24 protein-coding genes are annotated in these 19,045 nt (G+C 57.5%); 13 read left to right on the top strand and 11 right to left on the bottom strand.

What is annotated here, in order from left to right:
• Window positions 1–17: 17 nt before the first annotated feature.
• From AC2FJW_RS15015 to AC2FJW_RS14985, 7 genes are all read right to left on the bottom strand, one after another.
• On the bottom strand, window positions 18–404 hold the full coding sequence (locus AC2FJW_RS15015) for a hypothetical protein (RefSeq protein WP_496697364.1): 387 nt from the start codon (window positions 402–404) through the stop codon (window positions 18–20).
• Window positions 404–1,489, bottom strand: coding sequence for a flagellar type III secretion system protein FlhB (gene flhB / locus AC2FJW_RS15010; protein WP_496697365.1), 1,086 nt, complete (start codon window positions 1,487–1,489; stop codon window positions 404–406). Before flhB ends, AC2FJW_RS15015 begins: the two co-directional genes overlap by 1 nt.
• Complete coding sequence (locus AC2FJW_RS15005) at window positions 1,486–2,259, bottom strand: flagellar biosynthetic protein FliR (protein WP_496750499.1); 774 nt, start codon at window positions 2,257–2,259, stop codon at window positions 1,486–1,488. Before AC2FJW_RS15005 ends, flhB begins: the two co-directional genes overlap by 4 nt.
• On the bottom strand, window positions 2,256–4,283 hold the full coding sequence (gene flhA / locus AC2FJW_RS15000; RefSeq protein WP_496697489.1) for a flagellar biosynthesis protein FlhA: 2,028 nt from the start codon (window positions 4,281–4,283) through the stop codon (window positions 2,256–2,258). The genes AC2FJW_RS15005 and flhA overlap by 4 nt, the downstream gene beginning before the upstream one ends.
• Window positions 4,284–4,352: 69 nt before the next feature.
• Window positions 4,353–5,051, bottom strand: a complete 699-nt coding sequence (locus AC2FJW_RS14995) for a lytic transglycosylase domain-containing protein (RefSeq protein WP_496750497.1) — start codon at window positions 5,049–5,051, stop codon at window positions 4,353–4,355.
• 73 nt (window positions 5,052–5,124) lie between these two features.
• Window positions 5,125–5,553: an Lrp/AsnC family transcriptional regulator gene (locus AC2FJW_RS14990; RefSeq protein WP_142638301.1), complete on the bottom strand. Its 429-nt coding sequence runs from the start codon at window positions 5,551–5,553 to the stop codon at window positions 5,125–5,127.
• Between the two features lie 55 nt (window positions 5,554–5,608).
• Window positions 5,609–6,928 carry an MFS transporter gene (locus AC2FJW_RS14985; protein ID WP_496750495.1) on the bottom strand — a complete coding sequence of 440 codons (1,320 nt, stop codon included), beginning with the start codon at window positions 6,926–6,928 and terminating at the stop codon, window positions 5,609–5,611.
• A 161-nt stretch (window positions 6,929–7,089) separates the two neighbouring features.
• Between AC2FJW_RS14985 and AC2FJW_RS14980 the strand changes: the two genes are divergently transcribed.
• From AC2FJW_RS14980 to AC2FJW_RS14950, 7 genes are all read left to right on the top strand, one after another.
• Window positions 7,090–7,704: a ribonuclease D gene (locus tag AC2FJW_RS14980; RefSeq protein WP_496750493.1), complete on the top strand. Its 615-nt coding sequence runs from the start codon at window positions 7,090–7,092 to the stop codon at window positions 7,702–7,704.
• Complete coding sequence (locus AC2FJW_RS14975; protein ID WP_281973575.1) at window positions 7,701–8,669, top strand: KpsF/GutQ family sugar-phosphate isomerase; 969 nt, start codon at window positions 7,701–7,703, stop codon at window positions 8,667–8,669. The genes AC2FJW_RS14980 and AC2FJW_RS14975 overlap by 4 nt, the downstream gene beginning before the upstream one ends.
• A gap of 11 nt (window positions 8,670–8,680) precedes the next feature.
• The gene (locus tag AC2FJW_RS14970; protein ID WP_496697374.1) at window positions 8,681–9,280 is read left to right on the top strand and encodes an LPS export ABC transporter periplasmic protein LptC; all 600 of its coding nucleotides are present in this window, start codon (window positions 8,681–8,683) and stop codon (window positions 9,278–9,280) included.
• A 42-nt stretch (window positions 9,281–9,322) separates the two neighbouring features.
• Complete coding sequence (locus tag AC2FJW_RS14965) at window positions 9,323–9,775, top strand: LptA/OstA family protein (RefSeq protein ID WP_142638458.1); 453 nt, start codon at window positions 9,323–9,325, stop codon at window positions 9,773–9,775.
• Window positions 9,775–10,533 (top strand): LPS export ABC transporter ATP-binding protein, encoded by a 759-nt coding sequence (gene lptB, locus AC2FJW_RS14960; protein ID WP_142638291.1) that lies wholly within the window; start codon window positions 9,775–9,777, stop codon window positions 10,531–10,533. Before AC2FJW_RS14965 ends, lptB begins: the two co-directional genes overlap by 1 nt.
• Window positions 10,534–10,785: 252 nt before the next feature.
• Window positions 10,786–11,349 carry a ribosome hibernation-promoting factor, HPF/YfiA family gene (hpf, locus tag AC2FJW_RS14955; protein ID WP_271950796.1) on the top strand — a complete coding sequence of 188 codons (564 nt, stop codon included), beginning with the start codon at window positions 10,786–10,788 and terminating at the stop codon, window positions 11,347–11,349.
• A 60-nt stretch (window positions 11,350–11,409) separates the two neighbouring features.
• Complete coding sequence (locus AC2FJW_RS14950; RefSeq protein WP_142638287.1) at window positions 11,410–11,874, top strand: PTS sugar transporter subunit IIA; 465 nt, start codon at window positions 11,410–11,412, stop codon at window positions 11,872–11,874.
• 50 nt (window positions 11,875–11,924) lie between these two features.
• On the opposite strand, the gene dalA is transcribed toward AC2FJW_RS14950, so the two are convergent.
• Window positions 11,925–12,440, bottom strand: a complete 516-nt coding sequence (gene dalA, locus AC2FJW_RS14945; RefSeq protein ID WP_496697377.1) for a divisome-associated lipoprotein DalA — start codon at window positions 12,438–12,440, stop codon at window positions 11,925–11,927.
• A 168-nt stretch (window positions 12,441–12,608) separates the two neighbouring features.
• Between dalA and AC2FJW_RS14940 the strand changes: the two genes are divergently transcribed.
• Together AC2FJW_RS14940 and AC2FJW_RS14935 are read left to right on the top strand one after the other, a co-directional pair.
• The gene (locus AC2FJW_RS14940) at window positions 12,609–13,208 is read left to right on the top strand and encodes a L,D-transpeptidase (RefSeq protein ID WP_496697379.1); all 600 of its coding nucleotides are present in this window, start codon (window positions 12,609–12,611) and stop codon (window positions 13,206–13,208) included.
• Between the two features lie 139 nt (window positions 13,209–13,347).
• The gene (locus AC2FJW_RS14935) at window positions 13,348–13,530 is read left to right on the top strand and encodes a hypothetical protein (protein WP_142638281.1); all 183 of its coding nucleotides are present in this window, start codon (window positions 13,348–13,350) and stop codon (window positions 13,528–13,530) included.
• A gap of 75 nt (window positions 13,531–13,605) precedes the next feature.
• Here the strand turns inward: AC2FJW_RS14935 and hemH are convergent, their stop codons facing one another.
• Both hemH and AC2FJW_RS14925 read right to left on the bottom strand, forming a co-directional pair.
• Window positions 13,606–14,655, bottom strand: coding sequence for a ferrochelatase (gene hemH / locus AC2FJW_RS14930; RefSeq protein ID WP_496697381.1), 1,050 nt, complete (start codon window positions 14,653–14,655; stop codon window positions 13,606–13,608).
• A gap of 57 nt (window positions 14,656–14,712) precedes the next feature.
• On the bottom strand, window positions 14,713–15,543 hold the full coding sequence (locus AC2FJW_RS14925) for a methyltransferase domain-containing protein (RefSeq protein WP_271950789.1): 831 nt from the start codon (window positions 15,541–15,543) through the stop codon (window positions 14,713–14,715).
• A 16-nt stretch (window positions 15,544–15,559) separates the two neighbouring features.
• Between AC2FJW_RS14925 and AC2FJW_RS14920 the strand changes: the two genes are divergently transcribed.
• From AC2FJW_RS14920 to AC2FJW_RS14905, 4 genes are read left to right on the top strand one after another with little or no spacing between them, the layout of a single operon-like run.
• Window positions 15,560–16,288: a ComF family protein gene (locus AC2FJW_RS14920; protein ID WP_496750491.1), complete on the top strand. Its 729-nt coding sequence runs from the start codon at window positions 15,560–15,562 to the stop codon at window positions 16,286–16,288.
• Window positions 16,289–16,325: 37 nt separating this feature from the next.
• On the top strand, window positions 16,326–16,583 hold the full coding sequence (gene grxC, locus AC2FJW_RS14915; RefSeq protein ID WP_142638273.1) for a glutaredoxin 3: 258 nt from the start codon (window positions 16,326–16,328) through the stop codon (window positions 16,581–16,583).
• A complete protein-coding gene (locus tag AC2FJW_RS14910) occupies window positions 16,583–17,413 on the top strand; it encodes a carbon-nitrogen hydrolase family protein (RefSeq protein WP_496750489.1) in 831 nt (276 codons plus the stop codon). Before grxC ends, AC2FJW_RS14910 begins: the two co-directional genes overlap by 1 nt.
• 15 nt (window positions 17,414–17,428) lie before the next feature.
• Window positions 17,429–17,869 (top strand): MarR family winged helix-turn-helix transcriptional regulator, encoded by a 441-nt coding sequence (locus AC2FJW_RS14905; RefSeq protein ID WP_142638269.1) that lies wholly within the window; start codon window positions 17,429–17,431, stop codon window positions 17,867–17,869.
• Between the two features lie 396 nt (window positions 17,870–18,265).
• Here the strand turns inward: AC2FJW_RS14905 and ubiG are convergent, their stop codons facing one another.
• Window positions 18,266–19,012, bottom strand: a complete 747-nt coding sequence (ubiG, locus tag AC2FJW_RS14900; protein WP_496750487.1) for a bifunctional 2-polyprenyl-6-hydroxyphenol methylase/3-demethylubiquinol 3-O-methyltransferase UbiG — start codon at window positions 19,010–19,012, stop codon at window positions 18,266–18,268.
• Between the last annotated feature and the right edge of the window lie 33 nt (window positions 19,013–19,045).

Raw genomic sequence — 19,045 nt, 5'->3', positions numbered from 1 at the left:
AGCCTGTTTCGGCCCGCTTATTGCCGCGATCGCTTTTTCATAAGCATGTCTCGGCGGGCCTTTTGTTCTTCTTCAATCAGCTGTCCTAGGGCCTGTTTGCGTCCGAACGCTTTCCGCAAGGCATGCATCTTGGTTAGCTTTTGCGCTCGGACGCGCGCGAGGTCTGTATTGAGTTTTCGTCGGGTTGCCTCTTCCCATCCACGCCACAGAACATCAGTGCCGGTGACCTGATATCCATCAGCTTGACCGCTGTTTTGTCGGGTCTGCTGAAGCTGTGCATCCAATCGACTCAGTTTTTGCAAAATCTCGGCCTCGGCTTCGACATATGGGCGCAAGGTCTGTTGCTCTTTTTGGAAGGTCGCGTCGGATAAACGCTCCAGATCGGCAAGTCCGGTAAACCGCATCAGATTTTGTCCTTCGCACGTTTGCGCATGGCTTCAGCAAAGCGAATGGCCGCTGCGACCGGGCGATAGTGTTCGGGGGCGATCTCATTCCCGATTTCGACGGTCGCATGGAGCGCCCGCGCGGTGGGGGGATCCGAGTGGATCGGAACCCCGGCCTCGGCCGCCGAGGCGCGGATGGCGGCTGCAATCTGGTCGACGCCTTTCGCCACGCAGATCGGTGCCGACCCGGCCGTCCGCTGCCATTTGAGAGCAACCGCATAATGGGTCGGGTTCACGATGACCACATCCGCGGTTGGGACATCGGCCATCATCTGATTTGTCGCAATTTCCTGCGCGCGCTGGCGGCGCTGTTGTTTGACATGCGGGTCGCCTTCGGCGTCTTTGGTCTCGTCCTGAATTTCTTTGCGGGACATCCGGTTTTTGCGCATATGTTCGGAGTATTGCCACATATAGTCGACGACTCCGATGGCCAGTGCGATGGTGACGACGATGAAGAGGAACCGGAATAAAAGATTCATCATCAAGACGATCGACGATTGCGGCGGCGCAGCGCTGGCGGTCAGAATCTCGGGCAGGTTGGCGCGCAGAAACATTAACAGGCAGACGCAGTAAATCAGCAGCTTCGCAAAGCTTTTGGCAAATTCGAACAGACCGCCGCGCCCGAATTTGTTCTTGGCGTTGGAGAGGATCGAAATTCGAGACAGCTTGGGCTGCAGCTTGCTGGGGGCAAAAACCAGGGCCTTTTGGGCGATCAGGCTTAGCAAAACCGCAGTGGCGGGAAGAACAAATATCGTTGCCATTGAGATTGCGGCCTTGCCCAGCATCCCACCCACCAGGCCGTCGGCCGGGCCAGCCGTCAACATGGTGCTGATCTTATCGGATTGGTCGATCAGGACGACAAACAAGGTGCCCAGATGCTGAACGCCCATTTGGCCTGCAAAAAGCAAACCGATCAGCAGCCCGACATAAGCGGCGACAACAGACAGGTCGTTTGATTTGGCGACCTCACCCTTTTCCCGTGCTTTCAGAAGCTTTTGCGGCGTCGGGTCGTATGACTTGTCGCTGTCGTCGTCTGATGCACTCATCTCGGATCTCTCAGCGGGTTCTGCATGAAGTCAAACAGGGCATCGGACCAGACCGACAGGATCAGAGGCGCACCGGCGAACAGCAGGAACAGCCCCGCAAATGTGATGGCCGGGGCGCCGACAAATGCCACCATCAGCTGTGGCATGGCGCGGTTGATGACACCAAGCGCAAGGTTGTAGATCAAAGAGGCAATCACAAAAGGCATCGCCAGGGCGAATGCCAGGCTGAAACTGTACGAGACCCGTTCCACGCCCCATTGGGACAAATCCGGAGCTGCGGGCATGGCGCCGGTGGGAAACAGATCGTAGCTGTGGATCAAGAACTCTGCCAAACGGATGTGCAGGCCAAGTAGTACAGCAAGGGCCAACCCGGCCAGCGTCAGCAGATAGCCCATGGCCGGAACCGGATCAGCCGCTGCCCCGCCCAGAATTTGCGAGAGTGACGTTGCCTGTGCGGCGATGGACCCTGCCGTCTGCAGGGTCAGAACAAAGATGCGCAGCGCCATCCCCAGCGCCATTCCGACAAGAATTTCGGTGGTGATCAGCTGGACCATGGACAGGAATTCGGGATTGAATTCCTTTGTCGGCACTGTCGGTGCCACGATCAACGTAAAGGCAACGGCAGTGCCAAGTTTGACACGGGTGGGGATGCTGCGTTCTCCGAATGCAGGCATCAAGGATACCATTGCCGAAACGCGCAGGAAAACACCGAAGAAATGCCAGGCCCCAGAGCCCAGGTGCGGCAAGAGTTCGGGTGGGAGGGCGATCATGCGGGTACCGTGCCTACAAGTGCGGGCCGCGCCTCGAGCCCGATTTCCTCAAATGACAAAACCGGATTGGACACGCCGCGCGCATGCATGATCGTACGCAGCAGCCTGCGGCGCCGGGTCGAGGTCACGACCGCAGGAAAGATACCATGGTCGGCGGAATGCGAGACACTGTCCACCACGCCGTCCGCAAGCTTGTTGAACAGGTTCGGCGGCAGGGCGACATCCAGCCCGGCATTGGGCGCATCGACCTGATAGGTGGCAAATGTGTCTTCCCATTCCGGTGCCAGCTGGATCAGCGGGATCGACCCGTCTTCGCGTTTCATGTCGGCCACAAGCTGGAACCCAAGCCGCTGTCGCACCAGTTCGCAAATCCCTTCGGGTTGCGTGGTGGTCAGGCGCGCCTCGGCGATGCTTTCGAGGATAAGCGCCAGATTGCGGATCGAAACCCGTTCGTCCAGCAACAGGCGCAGGACTGCGTGAAGTGTGTCGATTGGAACCTTGTCGGGGATCAACTCGTCCAGCATTTTCCGGTTTGCCTCGGCCCGGACCGGGTCGCTGAGCCGGGCCATTTCTGATAGCAGCCTGCGTAGCGCCTTCAGCGTCAACAGACGCGAGAAGTTCTGTTTGATGATTTCCAGCAGATGTGTTGCCAGTATTTCCGGGGGCGAGACAATCGTCGCGCCGCTCATAGCTGCGGCCTCTTGATCTTTGGGCAGGATCCAACGCGCAGGGGCACCATAGACGGGTTCGGTGACATCCCTGCCCTCGGGCAAAAGATCGTGCCCGTCCTGAACCAGCGCCAGAATCAGATCGGGGTTCAGGGCACCACGGGCCTGTTCCACCCCATGTACCTTGATGACATATGTCCCCATCGGTAGCTCGGCCCGATCGGTCAGACGGATATCGGGCAGGATCAATCCAAAGGTCGAGGCGACATAGGTCCGCATATTCGCAATGCGTGCATCCAGTCCGGTGCCCTGGTTCAGGACCATGCTGACCAGATCCGGTGCGAATTCCAGGTGAACATCATCGAGGTCGAGAATATCGCCAATCGCTTGTGACACCGCTGTGTCCGTCTCATCCGTCGCAGTTTGAACCTGGGTCTCTTGCTTTTGCTGTTTTCGGTGCACCGCATAGGCGGCATAGCCCAAAACGCAGGCCCCCAGAATAAAGGGCAGAAATGGCAGGCCGGGAACCAGCGCGAAAAGCACCATCAACCCGGCAACAGTGCCAAGGGCGGCCGGGTGGCGCCCCAGTTGCGATAAGATGGCGGTGTCAGTTGCGCCCTGTGTTCCACCACGCGCCAGAAGCAAAGCGGAGGCAATCGAGATGATCACAGCCGGTATCTGCGAGACCAAACCATCGCCAACCGTCAGGATGGCGTAGGTTTCGAACGCCGATGACACCGGCATCCCATGCACGATCACGCCCATGACCAGACCCATGACCAGATTCAGCAGGGTGATCAAAAGCCCGGCAACCGCGTCGCCTTTGACAAATTTCGACGCCCCGTCGAGCGAGCCGAAAAAGGTGGTTTCCTGTTGTTCCCGTTCGCGCCGCTCCTTGGCCTCTTGATGGTCGATCGCGCCCGCGGACATATCACTGTCGATGGCCAACTGTTTCCCGGGCATCCCATCCAGGGCAAATCGCGCACCAACTTCGGCCATGCGGGCCGCGCCTTTGTTGATGACCATAAAGTTCACGATCAACAGGACGCCGAACACGACAAGGCCCAGGAATATGCTACCGCCCATGACGAAGCTTGCGAATCCCTCGATCACATCGCCGGCGGCATTGGGGCCGGTATGCCCCTGACCGATAATCAGCTTGGTCGATGAGACGTTCAACGACAGCCGGAGCATCAAAGACCCCAGAAGGATGGTCGGGAAGGAAGAGAAATCCAGCGGCCGCTCGATAAACAGGGTCAGCGTGAAAATCAGGATCGCCAGGGCGAAGGACGTGGCCAGCCCGACATCCAGGACCCAGGACGGCATGGGCAGGATCATCATTACGATGACGGTCATCAACGCAAGCGCCAGCAAAACAGTCGGAGAAAACAGGGAGCGGACGTCAAGTCTGGGCACGTAATTCTCCTAGTTGAAGGCGATGAAGGCTGTTTGGGTGTCCGCGGCTGGCATCAAAGAGCCCATCGCACCCGTCGGAAACTGGGTGATTTGCACCGGGAACAGCGGTGCGGCGGGTTGTGTGAAGGGATCACGCGACATGCGGGCAGTTTGCACCGCCGTGCCCGGGTCAAGTTGAGCATGAACAATCTGGTAGCGGCTGGAATAGGTCTTGGCCAAAGCCGGGGTTCGCGAGTGATAGGCCCCCGCCGCTGCCGGCCACGACCCAAGTTCGGAATATAGTTGTTTCAGAAACCGGGCCGCGTAATTGGCGTTTGTCTCGGGATCGAACATGGCATCAATCGACTGAAAGGCCTGCCCGTGCCAGCGATAGTTGATTTGAAAGCACCCGATATCGAAGCTGCGCTTTCCGGCTTGGAAAATACCCGCGACATAGGCTTTAGCCTCCTGCTCAGATTGGAACCAATGGCCGCGCCCTTCGACATTGATTGCCCATGGCCAAGGCTCAAGTCGGCCTTTGATCGCGCGGCCAGTTTCAACCCGCGTTATGGCACGCAAAACATCAAGCGGTATGTCTTGGACGAGGGCCGCGCGGCGGGCGGCCTGATCACATGTCTGAGACATCCGGGCCTCCGCGCCCGCAAAGCTCTGACGCGCTGCCAGAAGCAACGCAACACATGCTATGACAATGAATAGGCGATTTGGCATTCTGCCGGTCCGGGATTCTGATCAATCCGGGCCACGCTAGCCTTGCCTTGGTTTACAGAGGGTTATCAGTCAATCAGATTCGATCAATCCGCCGGCCAAAAACAACGCTCGTATTGGTGCGCAGAACACCGGGGATTCGTGCCAGATCATCAACGAGAATATCCAGATCCTCGATCCTTGGCGCGTCAGCGGTCAACAGCAGGTCAAAGTCACCGTTGATCGAAAGACAGAGTTTAACCTCGGGATAGGCCTCGAGCCGCTTGATGATACGGGTGGTTTCCTTCTGTTGGACCTCGAGCAGAACGACAACCTGGACGCGGGGGGCATCTTCGGGGCTGTTCAGGATCACGGAATAGCCGGCAATGATGCCGCGTTCTTCCATCCGGCTGATGCGTTCATGCACGGTTGTCCGGGCAACGCCCAGTTTTGCCGCGATTTTTGTGGTCGACTCGCGGGCGTTATGTTGCAGGACTGAGATGATGCGGCGGTCAAGCTGATCCATTGGCGCTCCGGTGCGGGTCTGGTTTTTCCGGTTTAGGGCAAAACGACAGCAGGGCTCAAGGCTCACGCGGGATACGGGGGTGCAGGTCGTCTATTATGACGGGGTGAGCATGCGGTGGCGGGCCGGCCATGTGCGGGTGATCACGCGGCAGGTCAGGATGGTCGTGGATCACCGAATGCAGATCAGAACGCGGCCAAAGGGTGACCGCACCGATAATACCCAGAAAGGACATCGCCGCCATAAAGCTCAGGGCGGTTGTGGCCCCAAACAGGGTCATCAGCCCGCCTGCCAGAGGATACAGCACCAGCCAACAGCAATGAGACAGCGTGAATTGGGCCGCAAAGACGGCGGGGCGGTCTTCGGGATGGGCCGAGCGGGTCAGCAGGCGGCCAGACGGAGTCAGCGTGGTGGAATAGCCAAAGCCAGCTAGGGCCCACAAAACGATCAACAGACCCAAAGACAGCGGGGTTGTCGCAAATATCGCGGCGGCCCCGGCCATGGTGGTGCAGCACAGAAGGGCGCCGGCCAACATGACCTTTCGATCCTCGATCCGGTCCAGCATCCGGGGCAGGATAAAAGCGGCAAGCATAGAGCCGCCACCAAAACCGGCCAGCGCAGCGGCAACGGCGCTTTCCGACAGCCCCAGATCTGATCGCACGATGACCACAGTGTTGACGATCACCATTGAGCTGAGTGCCGCCGCGCTCCAACTCAGGGCAAGAAGGCCCCGCAGCCGGGGTGTGTTCGAATAGATGCGTATGCCACGTGTTGTCCGTTCGTATATCCCGCGCGGTTTGCTTGGTTTGGGTGATGGCAAAGCCACCGACACCACCAGCAGCGCCGAAGCGACAAATCCCAGGGCGGTGCCCCAGAAAAGGCTGTTGAAGCTGACCAACAATAACAGGGCTGCGGCGAATACGGGGCTTAGCAGGCTCTCCAGATCATATGCCATCCGCGATAGGGACAGGGCGCGGGTGTATTCGCGCTCATCTGTCAGTACATCGGGGATTGTAGCCTGAAATGCAGGGGTAAATCCGGCCGAGGCGGATTGCAGCACGAAAATCAGGACATAGACCTGCCAGACCTCGGTCACAAAAGGCAGACACAGCGCGACAGCCGCACGGATCAGGTCAAGCACCACCAGCATCTTGCGCCGGTCCAGCCGCTCGGCAAACGCGGCCGCCAATGGCGCAACCGTGACATAGGCCACCATTTTGATGGTCATCGCGGTGCCCAACACCAGCCCGGCCGCATCCCCTGCCAGTTCAAAGGCCAACAGACCCAGCGCGACCGTGGCCAGCCCAGTGCCCGTCAGGGCTACGATCTGCGCGGCCAACAGGTGGCGATAGGTCCGGTTTCTAAGAACGCTCAACATTGATTGATATCTGCCGCAGTCTAAAGGCTCTGTCACCCCAAACCTTCGTTTAGGTCTTGACCAACTGCGACAGCGGCAACCGGCTGGCGTACAGGGATGGCGTTGAGTTTAGGGAATAAAGCGCCTATCTCGGTGGCGATACCGCGCAAAGGAATACTCGGGTGGCTAACTATTTGTACAAAAACGACCTGCCGGACGGGTTGGATATGGGGCCGGTGGTGGCCATTGACTGTGAAACCATGGGTCTAAACCCGCATCGCGACCGCCTCTGCGTGATCCAGATGTCGGGCGGCGATGGCAATTCGCATATCGTTCAGGTCGAAAAGGGCCAGACCGAGGCACCGAACTTGCGTGCCATGCTGGAAAACCCGGATGTGCTGAAACTGTTCCATTTTGGCCGTTTCGACATTGCCGCAATGTATCACGCCTTTGGTGCGTTAGCCGCGCCAGTCTATTGCACCAAGATCGCCAGCCGTCTGGTGCGCACCTATACCGACCGGCACGGGCTGAAAAACCTGTGCAGTGAGCTGATCGGCGTCGATATCTCGAAACAGCAGCAGATGAGCGATTGGGGCGCCGAAACGTTGAGCGAGGCGCAGCTGGACTATGCCGCCTCGGATGTTCTGTATCTGCACCGCCTGCGGGAGGAGTTGAACAAGCGCCTGGCGCGAGAGAGCCGGACCGAGATGGCGCAAGCCTGTTTTGACTTCTTGCCGATGCGTGCGAAACTCGATCTCGCCGGTTGGCCAGAAACGGATATTTTTGCGCACTCATGACTGATACCGAAGCATTTCTGAGAACCGCCCGTCAGGTGGTGACAGACGAGGCCCGCGCGCTGGAGGTACTGGCCGACGGTCTGGATGAACATTTTGCCCAAGCGGTTCAGCTGATTTTGCAGGCCTCGGGCCGCATCATCATCAGCGGCATCGGCAAGTCGGGTCATATCGGGCACAAGATCGCGGCCACGCTGGCCAGCACCGGTACACCGGCCTATTTCGTGCACCCGGCCGAGGCCAGCCATGGCGATCTGGGCATGGTTTCAAAAGGCGATGTGGTTCTGGCCATCTCGAATTCGGGCGAAGCGCCAGAGCTTGCCAACCTGCTGGCTTTTACCCGCCGCTTTGGCATTCCACTGATTGGCCTGTCCAGCAAGCCGGAAAGCACGCTGATGAAACAGGCAGACGTGCATCTATTGATCCCGTCATTGGGCGAGGCCTGCGGCTATGGCATGGTGCCTTCGATTTCCACGACGTTGACTTTGGCCATGGGCGACGCGCTGGCGATAGCGTTGATGAAGTATCGCAACTTCAAACCCGAAGATTTCCGTGCCTTTCATCCCGGTGGAAAACTAGGTGCACAGCTGAGCACGGTGCAGGATCTGATGCACAAGGGCGATGCGTTGCCGCTGGTTTCGGTCGGAACACCCATGAGCGATGCGCTGATCGAGATCAGCCGCAAGGGCTTTGGCGTTGCCGGGGTTACCGATCCGCAAGGTCAGGTGGTGGGCATCATCACCGATGGCGACCTGCGGCGTCATATGGAGGGCTTGCTGGGCAAAACGGCCGAGCAGGTGATGACGCAGAACCCAACAACCATCCCGCCCGGCGCGTTGGCCGAAGAGGCGGTGGCCATCATGAATGACCGCAAGATCACCTCTTTGTTTGTGGTCGAAGAGGGCAGTGATCGCCAGGCCTTGGGCGTGCTACATATCCACGATTGCCTGCGCGTTGGTTTGGGGTAGAGGGGCGTTCGATGGACGGACATTCCCGGATGGTGCAATTTCTGAAGGTGTTGCTGCCTTTGGCAGCCATTGTGCTGCTGTCGACGGTTTTCCTGCTGTCACGCAGCATCGAAACCAGCGTGTCCGTTCCGTTTACCCAAAAAGACATAGATGAACGTCTGGCTGACCAAGTGGTGACCCAACCCCATTATCTTGGAACAACCAGAAAAGGCGAGGAAGTTCAAATTCAGGCGGCCCAAGCGACCCAGGGGCGCGAAGGGTCATTGCCCACGACTGCCGAATTTAGAGGGCGGTTGGGATTGTTGAATGGCGGCATCATAACGATGGATTCAAATTCCGGTATGATCCGCCCGGACAAGAATTCCGCAACGTTTGTTGGGGATGTCCTGATAACGACGACGGACGGAATTCAGGTCAGAACTGATCTTCTGAATACCTCTCTGGATGAAATCCGCGGCGACACTCCGGGTCAGGTCGATGGCACCGGCATCATCGGTGATTTTTCCGCGGGACGGATGACATTTGGAACCGAAAAAAAGGATGGGCCGGTCCATATTCTTTTTACAGATGGTGTTAAGCTGGTATACGAGCCTGAAAAAACAGAAAGATAAGCCGTGATTGATTTGCGATTTGCTGTTGTTAGTTTTGCGCTGATGGTCGGTGCCTTTTCGGCGTCGGCACAGGAAACGCAGGTCGCCTTCGGGTCAGCCAAGGCGGATCCAAGCCAGCCGGTCGAGGTCACCTCGGAATCCCTAAACGTCAATCAAGAAGACGGCACGGCCGAGTTTATCGGTAACGTCCTGATCGTGCAGGGTGAGATGCGCCTGACCGCCGAGCGGGTCCTGGTCATCTACAACGCTGACAGGTCCGGAATCGAGCGGATGGAGGCGACAAATGATGTGGTTCTTGTCAGCCCGCCTGATGCAGCCGAAGGCGACTGGGCCGAATACACAATCGACTCGGGCGAAATCGTGATGCGCGGAAATGTGCTTTTGACGCAAGGCCCCAGCGTTATCAGCGGCGATCAGATGAATGCCAATCTGACGACCGGAACGGCAAAGATGACTGGCCGCGTCAAAACCATTCTGAATCCGGATAGCAACTGATGGAGCGTCCGAATTTGTCTGTGGCCGAAGGCGGTTCCGGCCTCAGGATCGAGAAACTTCGGAAATCATACCGTAAGAAGACCGTGATACGCGAAGTCTCGATGACGTTGGGCCGGTCCGAGGTGGTTGCCTTGTTGGGTCCGAACGGATCAGGCAAGACCACAACGTTCTATTCGGTCGCCGGGCTTGTCTTTCCCGAAGCTGGCACTGTGACCATTGACGGCCAAAACGTGACGACCCTACCGATGTATAGGCGCGCGCGGCTTGGGATCGGATATCTGCCACAAGAGATGTCGATTTTCCGCGGGATGAGTGTCGAGGACAACATTGCCGCCGTTCTGGACATCACCGTGAAGCACAGCCATCGCAGGAAAGAGCGGCTGGAAGAGCTGTTGTCCGATTTTTCGATCGAACATCTGCGCCGCGCCCCGGCATTGGCATTGTCCGGTGGCGAGCGTCGCCGTGTCGAAATTGCCCGTTGTCTTGCGGCTGATCCGAAATATCTGTTGCTGGACGAGCCGTTTGCAGGCGTGGACCCGATCAGCGTCGGCGATATCCGCCATCTGGTAGCGGACCTGAAAAAGCGCGGCATCGGCGTGCTGATCACTGACCATAACGTGCGCGAAACGCTGGAAATTGTGGACCGGGCCTATATCCTGCATGATGGTCAGGTGCTGATGTCGGGCACGCCGGATGAAGTCGTCGAGAACGAAAATGTCCGCCGGGTCTATTTGGGCGAAAACTTCCGTATTTCATAGGCTTGCGCGGAATTGCGCCCAGCGCATGGCTGAAATCACGTATATACACGCCTGTTTTGATTGACTCTGCCGCCGTCTCTTGCCTCAATTGGGTTATGGCATTTCTTCAGTTCCAGTCGGGATCGCGGTGCACCTTTGCTAAGGGGTACGTTTCTCAGCAACTGCGGAATATGCCGATATCCCCCACCCGATAAAAACACGTGCGCTGCGTAACGCAGCGTCAAAATGGGTGTGAATTGTGAAGGAGATCACATGCGTTACCAAATTAGCGGAAAACAGATCGACATCGGCGAGGCACTGCAGACCCATGTGCAGACCGAGCTAGGGGAGGTTGTTGGAAAATATGCCCAGCGCCCGACCGACGCCAATGTCGTCTTTTCCCGTTCTGCGCATGAGTATGTTTGCGAAGCCACCGTGCATCTTTCGACCGGCCTGACTGCGCAGGCCAAGGCCCACGCTATCGAAATCTACGCAGCATTCGAGGCCTGCTGTGACAAGATGGAAACGCAGTTGCGCCGGTATAAGCGCCGCCTCAAGGACCATCACAAGGACCGATCCGAGCCGGTTGAACTCTTTGGTGCTTCCTCTTATATCCTCGCCTCTGACGAATCAGAGTCGGCTGATGAACCTGAAACGCTGCAGCCGATGATCGTGGCTGAGATGGAAACCAAGATCCCATCGTTGAGTGTTGGTGAAGCCGTAATGCAGATGGAACTAGCCGGCGCCCCGGTGCTGGTGTTCCGGAATGAAAACAAGGACGGATTGAATGTCGTGTATCGCCGTGAGGACGGCAACATTGGCTGGATTGATCCGTAACAGGCAAGAATAGCAAGGCAAGCCCCTGTGCAAGCAGGGGCAAGGCCATGGAGCGTGATCATGGAGCTTTCGAGCATACTGAAGCCCGAGGCGGTACGTGTATTGTCCGCCGCTTCCAGCAAGAAGCGGTTGTTTCAGGAAATCGGCGATGTTGCCGAGGGGGCCCTTGGTCTTGACGCGCAGGTTGTTGTGGATGGCCTGCTCGAGCGGGAGAGCCTTGGCCCAACAGGCGTTGGTCATGGAGTCGCCCTGCCACATGCGCGGCTGGGTGATCTGGCCGAAGTGGCTGGCGTTTTCGTAATGCTGGAAAAGCCGATTGATTTCGGTGCGGTAGATCGCCAGCCGGTTGATGTCGCTTTTGCGTTGTTTGCCCCGGAAGAGGCAGGTGTGGACCACCTAAAGGCGCTTGCGCTGGTGTCCAGAACGCTGCGCAATACGTCGGTTTGCGCAAAGCTGCGCGCCAATCCTGATCCGGTCAAGCTCTATGCAATTCTGACCGAGGCGCAGTCGGTCCAGGCGGCTTAACTGCCCCAAAGGCAATAAAAAAGCCCCCAGTTTTCGGGGGCTTTTGCGTTTTAACCGCCGGTTCCCATTTCCAGGGTCCACCAGATTTTCCCGCCGTTCTCCTGGTGCCAGGCAAAGCCCATCTGAGTAGCTTTGGCATCCATGATGACATTTCGCGGTCCGGGTTCCTGCATCCAGGCGGCCAGCGTTTCAGTCTCGGTCTCATAGGTTTCCGAGATCGCCTCGCCGAGGAAGGTGCCGTAATAGCCGACGCGCGTCGCCCGATCCAACGGCGAAGATCCGTCCGAGCCAAAGTGCCAGGGCCGATTCTGTCGCGCCATATCCTTGGAATGGGTGGCGGCCGCGGCATTGAGCTGAGCATTCAGTTGTACCGGCTGAAGGCCCGATGCCTGGCGGAGGGCGTTAACCGAATCCAACATCCGGAATTGCAGCTTTTCTGGATTGCCACGGATCTTGTACACCGTTGGCAGGGGGCGCCCATCTGCCCCATAGGTTGGGGATCCACCCGGCGTACAGGCGGCCAGTGCAATAAAGCTAGCAAGCAGTAATGAAATGATGCGCGTCATGATCGACCTGATTATTGTGTTGCCATACGGCATAGCGTGACAGAAGGCTGTGGGCAAACGCACAATGGCTTTGTTCTGCGTGATTCTGCCGGTTTCAATTGCGACTGAAGCATTCTGGCAATAAAATGCACAGGATTTTTAGATTTTCTGTCAAAAGGACCTCCGGTCATGGTCAAGAAAAGCATTACTCATACAACCCGACGTGGATTCGTTGCAGGTGTTTCCGCCCTTGTCGCCTCTCCGGCGATTGCTCAGTACACGGCAGGGGACCCTTTGCGCCCTGCTGCGGAACCAGAACCCGCGGTGCGCCGGAATATCTCTGGCTTCAGAGCTCTGGACTGGCAGCCCTATTTTTCGAATACGAAAAACGGAGCTATCCTTGTCGATACTGTGTCGCGCGCGCTGCACTACTGGTCGGACGATCAATCGGTGTACAAACTATACCCGTCGTCGGTTCCCCTGACCGAAGAGCTGACGCGCCGCGGCCGGACCAGCGTGATCCGCAAGGTCGAAGGCCCAAGCTGGTCGCCAACACCTTCGATGAAGAAAAGAAATCCGGAATGGCCAGACTATATCCCGCCGGGTCCGGATAACCCATTGGGAACACATGCTTTATATCTAAGCTGGAAATATTACCGAATTCACGGAACCCATGATACGCGCAAAATCGGGCGTCGATCTTCGAATGGGTGCATCGGTCTTTTCAACAACGATATTGCCGAACTGTTCTCAATGGCCAAGGTTGGCACGCAAGTGTTGCTAATTTGACGACATTTCCGCGCAGGTACCCGCTTGTGACGCAACTTCCATTTGCATTCCAGTTGGATAGCTGATTAGAAAAAAACACGAGGTAAGTCTTGAGTGCATGGTTTCACTATACGGAACCGTGCGTATCCTGGAGGTTAATATGAAGAAACTCGTTCTCGCCGCTGCACTGACTGCTGCTGCTTCGACCGCTTATGCAGGCAACCTGGAAGAGCCGGTTGTTGAAGCACCTGTTGTTGTTGAAGAAACTCAGGGTTCGTCAAACGGCATCATCCTGCCGCTGATCCTGTTGGTTGTTGTTGCCGCAGCTGTTGCAGCAAGCTAATTCGACAAGCGATATCTAAAGAAAAGGCGGTGGAGCTTTCCACCGCCTTTTTTTGCGCCTAGTCGACTGGGTGGCTTAGTCCAGCCAACCCTTCAAATTATCCTCGATCACCTTGCCCAGGGCCGCTATGTGCGATTCGTCATCGTTCAGGCATGGGATATAGGTAAAGCTTTCGCCGCCCGCGTCCTCGAAACTCTCTTTGATCTCTTCGTTGATCTCTTCCAGCGTTTCGATGCAATCGGAGGAAAACGCTGGTGCGATAACGGCGATCTTCTTCTTACCCTGTTTTGCCAGCTCGGCCACATGGTCGACCGTATATGGCTTGAGCCATTCTTCCGGGCCGAATCGTGACTGGAAGGTCGATACAAGCTGGTCGTCCGACCAGCCCAACCTTTCTTTCAGCAACCGAGTCGTTTTTGCGCATTGGCAGTGATAGGGGTCGCCTTGTTGCAGGTAGCGTTCCGGCATGCCGTGGTAGGAACAGACCAGTACGTCCGGTTTGTCCACCATCGCGGCATAGGCCTTTTTAACCGAGCCCGCCAATGCGTCGATATAGGCGGGTTCGTCAAAATAGGCGGGCACGGTACGGCTGGCGGGTTGCCACGTCTCATCCATCAGAGCGCGGAAAAACTGGTCATTGGCCGTGGCGGTCGTGGCGCCTGCGTATTGTGGGTACAGTGGAAAGAACAGAACCCGGTCGCAGCCTGCCGCGACCATTTCCCGGACTTTTGATTTTGTCGATGGGTTGCCGTAGCGCATGCAGAATTCCACCATGACCTTGTCGCCATAGCGTGCCTGCATCGCGTCACGCAATTTGGCGGTCTGGCCCTTGGTAATCGTCATCAGCGGGCTTTCGCCCTTGTCGTGGTTCCAGATCGACTTGTACGCCTCACCCGAGCTGAAGGGCCGTTTGGTCAGGATGATCCCCTGCAGGATTGGCTGCCATTTCCACTTGGGATAGTCGATCACGCGCTGGTCCGACAGAAACTCGTTCAAATAACGGCGCATGGGCCAATAGCTGTAATCGTCGGGGGTGCCGAGATTGGCCAGCAGGATGCCGACGCGGCCCGTTTTGACTTTGGGGTGATCCGCCGGGGCATGATCGGGGCGTGTGGCGTCAAACATGTTTCACTTCCTGAGATGTCTTTGCTTCGGGCTGAGATAACCGGAATTCCGCATTCGTCAATCGGACAGTTTGCCTTCGCTTGCGCCCAGAGCATCCGCAAGCCGCATCTGGGCCGAGCCCGGACGCAGCGGTTTTGGCTGGCTTTCATCGGGCGACCAGCCGGTTAGGCAGACCAGCTCGAATGTCGCCTTGAGGCGTTTTTGATCAGTGCTGAAATGATTGGCATAGATGTCTTGCGCCCGGGCAAAGACCTGCCGGTTTGTGGGGTGTTTCATGCGGTTTTGCAGGCTGTTGGTTTCACCCATTGCCCGCAGGTCATGCATCAGGTGGGTCAGATCGCGATATTCCGCCGTCAGCCGCGCGGTATCAGCAACCGGCAGGGCCAGTCCGGCGCGTTGCAGCAACCCGCCCAGATCGCGCAGCTCGGCCATAGGCGCGATGCGGGGGCTGAGGCCGCCCGTGACCTCAACCTCGGCCTGCCCAAGTGCGGCGCGCAGTTCCTGCAGGGTTTCACCGCCCAGACAGATCACCAGCAACAGCCCATCAGGCTGCAGCGCGCGGTGACACTGGATCAACTGCCCAACCGGATCATTGGCCCAGTGCAAAGCCATGGCATGGATCACCAGATCATGGGCACCGGGGGTCAGGTCCAGCACCTCGTTATCCGGGATGATCCGCGCCATTGGCAACACATCCTGCCAGACTTGCGCAAAAGGGGTCACGATCGCCGGGTCCGTAAAGCTTTTATTAACCAAGGCGAGCCGATCCTGAACCTCGTCAACTGCGGCGCGGTGCAAGAACAAGGCATCTTCCCGTGCGCGGGACCGACGCCGTGCAAGGATTGCGCGGTCGAACAGTGAGGGTGCGTTGGAATCAGGCAGTTTCATAGGGCGCAACTATCGCATGTGGCAGCGGATTCAAACCGCTGTCCAGATGATCTATCCCCCGCGCTGTCTGGGATGCGGTGATTTGACCGAGGCGGATTTCGGCCTCTGTGGCTCCTGTTGGCGTGAAACGCCCTTTATCGGTGGCGCTGTATGTGAAAGCTGCGGCGTGCCCTTGCCGGGTGAGGCTGATGGCCACCGAATCGAATGTGATGACTGTATGAAAACGCCGCGCCCCTGGCGCGATGGGCGGTCTGCGCTTTTGTATGATGGCAAGGCGCGATCCCTGATTCTGGCTCTGAAACATGGGGACCGGCCCGAGCTTGCACGCCCTGCGGCGCGCTGGATGGCCCTGGCGGGTCGGGATTTGTTTCGCGAGGACATGCTGATCGTGCCGGTACCGCTGCATTGGTCCCGGTTGCTGAAACGCAGGTACAACCAATCCGCCCTGTTAGCGCAGCATCTGGGGCGGCAAACCGGGTTGGAGGCCTGTCCGGACCTTCTGGTCCGACGGACAAGAACGCCGGTTTTGGATGGAAAAACAGCCGCACAGCGCATGGAAACGCTGGAGAATGCGATTGCAGCGCATCCCAGGCGGCTTCGGCAGATGCAGGGGCGCGATATTCTGCTGGTCGATGATGTCATGACATCAGGCGCAACATTGACCTCATGTGCACGTGTCTGTCGTGCATCCGGGGCAAATCATATTTTTGTGTTGACCCTAGCGCGCGTTGCCAAGGATACCTAACTCGCCCAGGATTGTGCGAAACCCAAAGGTACGGAATATGAAATCGGTAGAAATATATACCTCGCCGCTCTGTGGCTTCTGTCACGCGGCAAAACGGCTGTTGAATCAGAAGGGCGTCGAGTTTCAGGAAGTCGATGTGCTGAGGAACCCAAAACGCAAACCTGAAATGATCCAGCGCGCCGGTGGCAAGCGCACCGTACCCCAGATCTTTATCGGATCGCAGCATGTGGGTGGATGCGACGACCTGTATGAGCTGGAACGTCAGGGCAAGCTGGACGGTTTGCTGGCGGCCTGATGAAGAGCGCCCTGCTTCAGATCACCTCGTCGGATGATCCGGCTGAAAACCTGAAAACGGTGCGCGCCCTGATGTCCGAAGCGGCAGGGCAGGGTGCGCGGTTCGTTCTGACGCCCGAGGTGACGAATTGCGTGTCCACCTCGTCCACACGGCAGCGGGAAATCCTGCAATACGAAGAAGACGACCTGACACTTGCGGGGCTGCGCGAGCAGGCCGCGAGCCTGGGGATCTGGTTTTTGATCGGCTCGTTGGCGATCAAAACACATGATGCGGATGGTCGGTTTGCCAATCGGTCTTTCATGATTGATCCTCAGGGGCAGATCGTGGCGCGGTATGACAAGATCCATATGTTCGACGTGCAGGTGTCCGAGGCCGAGACGTTTCGGGAATCCAAAAACTACCGTCCCGGCACACGGGCGGTCATAGCCGAGACAGATTTCGGCAAGGTGGGTCTGAGTATATGTTATGATATCCGCTTCCCCAAACTATACGCATCTCTGGCGCAGGCTGGAGCGCGCATTCTGACGGTTCCAGCCGCTTTTTCTCCGGTCACGGGTGAGGCCCATTGGAAATCGCTGTTGCGGGCGCGGGCGATTGAAAACGGATGCTGGGTGTTGGCCCCGGCGCAGACCGGTGAACACCCTAAAACCAGGGGAAAGACCCGCAAAACCTACGGTCACAGCATGGTCGTTGCCCCATGGGGAGAGGTCGTCATCGACGCAGGGACCGATCAGGGCATTCACTTTTTCAATTTGGATGATAGTTCTGTTACAGAAGCACGAAGCCGCGTGCCTTCGCTGACACATGTCCGTCCCTTTGACGGCCCCTGATCCAGAATCTGGACTATGACAAACGATACCAATGCCCTCGCGGTCACGCTGTTCAGCGAGATCCTGACCGCAGACCAGTTATTGCGGAACCGGCTCAGCCGGGTGCTGCCCAGGGGCATGGAAATTTCGCATTTCTCGGTTTTGAACCATCTTGTCTTTGTCGGCAACGAACGCAGCCCGGCACAGCTAGCCGATACGTTTCACGTGACCCGAGGTGCCATGACCAATACCTTGGCCAAACTGGAATGGGCCGGATATATCCACATCCGCCCCGACTGGGACGACGCCCGCCGCAAGATGGTCGCCATCAGCCCCGCTGGGCGGAGTGCTCGGGATCAGGCGATCTCCTCCATTGCGCCGCTGATCAATCGCGTGGTCGGAGAGCTGGGGCTGGAGCGGGTGCGCAGCACCCTGCCCGTACTGCGGGATTTGCGGTTGCAGTTGGAAGGGGAGTAGGGGCGGGAAACGATGTTCTGCGCCAGTACTGGAATTTTGAAGGCGCGAGACGACTTTCTCTAGTCCTTAGGCTCATAGCTGTTACGATTAGGGCAACCCTTAACTTTCAGAAGAGAGTAAACCCCAAAGTTCATCCATAGGAATTCGCACGCTAGGCACATCACCATAAACATTGGTTTCATCAACATGATGACAAGAGGTGCCAATACTAACCCGGTAATTGGTATCGCTATTCCGGTGATCTCTCTAATCGCAAGCATCAACACGCTAATCGCAACGAGCGCAATAAACATGCACGCTAGGCCCAACACGCTTCCAATAAACGGGTTTCGATCATAGAGCGGAAGAAACCACTTATTTGTCCAGTTACTTATTATTTTCATCGTAGTGTAGAATTTACCCCGGCTTCACGCTCGCCGTCACATAATTCACGCTCAAATCCCGGTCCGAGATCGACCAGCTCCATAGTAACGGGTTGAACACGAAACCCTTGCGGTCCACCGGGTCCAACCCGGCTTGACGCAACAGGTCGAACAACTCGTCAGGGGTGATGAACTTGTTCCACTCATGCGTGCCGCGCGGCAGCCAGCGCATGATCACCTCGGCACCAAAGATAGCCATCGCATAGGATTTCGGGTTGCGGTTGATGGTCGAACAAATCTCAAGCCCGCCGGGTTTCAGCAAATCCCGCGTGGCAGTCAGAAAGCTGAGCGGGTCGGCCACATGTTCGACCACCTCCATGTTCAGAATCACATCAAACTGCTCACCTGCGGCGGCCATAGCCTCGGCAGTGGTGTGGCGATAGTCGATCCCAAGCCCCGATTGCTCGGCATGGATGCGGGCGACGGGCAGGTTGCCCTCGGCGGCATCGGCGCCCACGACCTCGGCGCCAAGGCGAGCCATGGGTTCGCTCAGCAAGCCTCCTCCACATCCGATATCCAGCAGGCGCAGGCCCTCGAACGGGCGCGGGGCTTTCAGATCACGGTCAAATTCGCCTGCGATTTGCTGTGTGATATAATCCAGACGACAGGGGTTCAGCATATGCAGGGGCTTGAATTTCCCATGCGGATCCCACCATTCGGCGGCCATCGCCTCGAATTTTGCGATCTCGGACGGGTCTACCGTGTTCGGATGCGCTTGCATTCCTGTCTCCGTATGCTCTTTTACGTTTAAGGA

The organism is Ruegeria sp. CDSA020, from assembly GCF_059612345.1.
This window is presented reverse-complemented; position numbering and strand designations above follow the sequence as displayed.

Coding starts and splice junctions, on each gene's coding strand:
- AC2FJW_RS15015 (WP_496697364.1), bottom strand. CDS start 404: ATGCGGTTTACCGGACTTGCCGATCTGGAGCGTTTATCCGACGCGACC.
- flhB (WP_496697365.1), bottom strand. CDS start 1,489: ATGAGTGCATCAGACGACGACAGCGACAAGTCATACGACCCGACGCCG.
- AC2FJW_RS15005 (WP_496750499.1), bottom strand. CDS start 2,259: ATGATCGCCCTCCCACCCGAACTCTTGCCGCACCTGGGCTCTGGGGCC.
- flhA (WP_496697489.1), bottom strand. CDS start 4,283: ATGACCGTCATCGTAATGATGATCCTGCCCATGCCGTCCTGGGTCCTG.
- AC2FJW_RS14995 (WP_496750497.1), bottom strand. CDS start 5,051: ATGCCAAATCGCCTATTCATTGTCATAGCATGTGTTGCGTTGCTTCTG.
- AC2FJW_RS14990 (WP_142638301.1), bottom strand. CDS start 5,553: ATGGATCAGCTTGACCGCCGCATCATCTCAGTCCTGCAACATAACGCC.
- AC2FJW_RS14985 (WP_496750495.1), bottom strand. CDS start 6,928: ATGTTGAGCGTTCTTAGAAACCGGACCTATCGCCACCTGTTGGCCGCG.
- AC2FJW_RS14975 (WP_281973575.1), top strand. CDS start 7,701: ATGACTGATACCGAAGCATTTCTGAGAACCGCCCGTCAGGTGGTGACA.
- AC2FJW_RS14970 (WP_496697374.1), top strand. CDS start 8,681: ATGGACGGACATTCCCGGATGGTGCAATTTCTGAAGGTGTTGCTGCCT.
- AC2FJW_RS14965 (WP_142638458.1), top strand. CDS start 9,323: ATGGTCGGTGCCTTTTCGGCGTCGGCACAGGAAACGCAGGTCGCCTTC.
- lptB (WP_142638291.1), top strand. CDS start 9,775: ATGGAGCGTCCGAATTTGTCTGTGGCCGAAGGCGGTTCCGGCCTCAGG.
- hpf (WP_271950796.1), top strand. CDS start 10,786: ATGCGTTACCAAATTAGCGGAAAACAGATCGACATCGGCGAGGCACTG.
- AC2FJW_RS14950 (WP_142638287.1), top strand. CDS start 11,410: ATGGAGCTTTCGAGCATACTGAAGCCCGAGGCGGTACGTGTATTGTCC.
- dalA (WP_496697377.1), bottom strand. CDS start 12,440: ATGACGCGCATCATTTCATTACTGCTTGCTAGCTTTATTGCACTGGCC.
- AC2FJW_RS14940 (WP_496697379.1), top strand. CDS start 12,609: ATGGTCAAGAAAAGCATTACTCATACAACCCGACGTGGATTCGTTGCA.
- AC2FJW_RS14935 (WP_142638281.1), top strand. CDS start 13,348: ATGAAGAAACTCGTTCTCGCCGCTGCACTGACTGCTGCTGCTTCGACC.
- hemH (WP_496697381.1), bottom strand. CDS start 14,655: ATGTTTGACGCCACACGCCCCGATCATGCCCCGGCGGATCACCCCAAA.
- AC2FJW_RS14925 (WP_271950789.1), bottom strand. CDS start 15,543: ATGAAACTGCCTGATTCCAACGCACCCTCACTGTTCGACCGCGCAATC.
- AC2FJW_RS14920 (WP_496750491.1), top strand. CDS start 15,560: ATGTGGCAGCGGATTCAAACCGCTGTCCAGATGATCTATCCCCCGCGC.
- grxC (WP_142638273.1), top strand. CDS start 16,326: ATGAAATCGGTAGAAATATATACCTCGCCGCTCTGTGGCTTCTGTCAC.
- AC2FJW_RS14910 (WP_496750489.1), top strand. CDS start 16,583: ATGAAGAGCGCCCTGCTTCAGATCACCTCGTCGGATGATCCGGCTGAA.
- AC2FJW_RS14905 (WP_142638269.1), top strand. CDS start 17,429: ATGACAAACGATACCAATGCCCTCGCGGTCACGCTGTTCAGCGAGATC.
- ubiG (WP_496750487.1), bottom strand. CDS start 19,012: ATGCAAGCGCATCCGAACACGGTAGACCCGTCCGAGATCGCAAAATTC.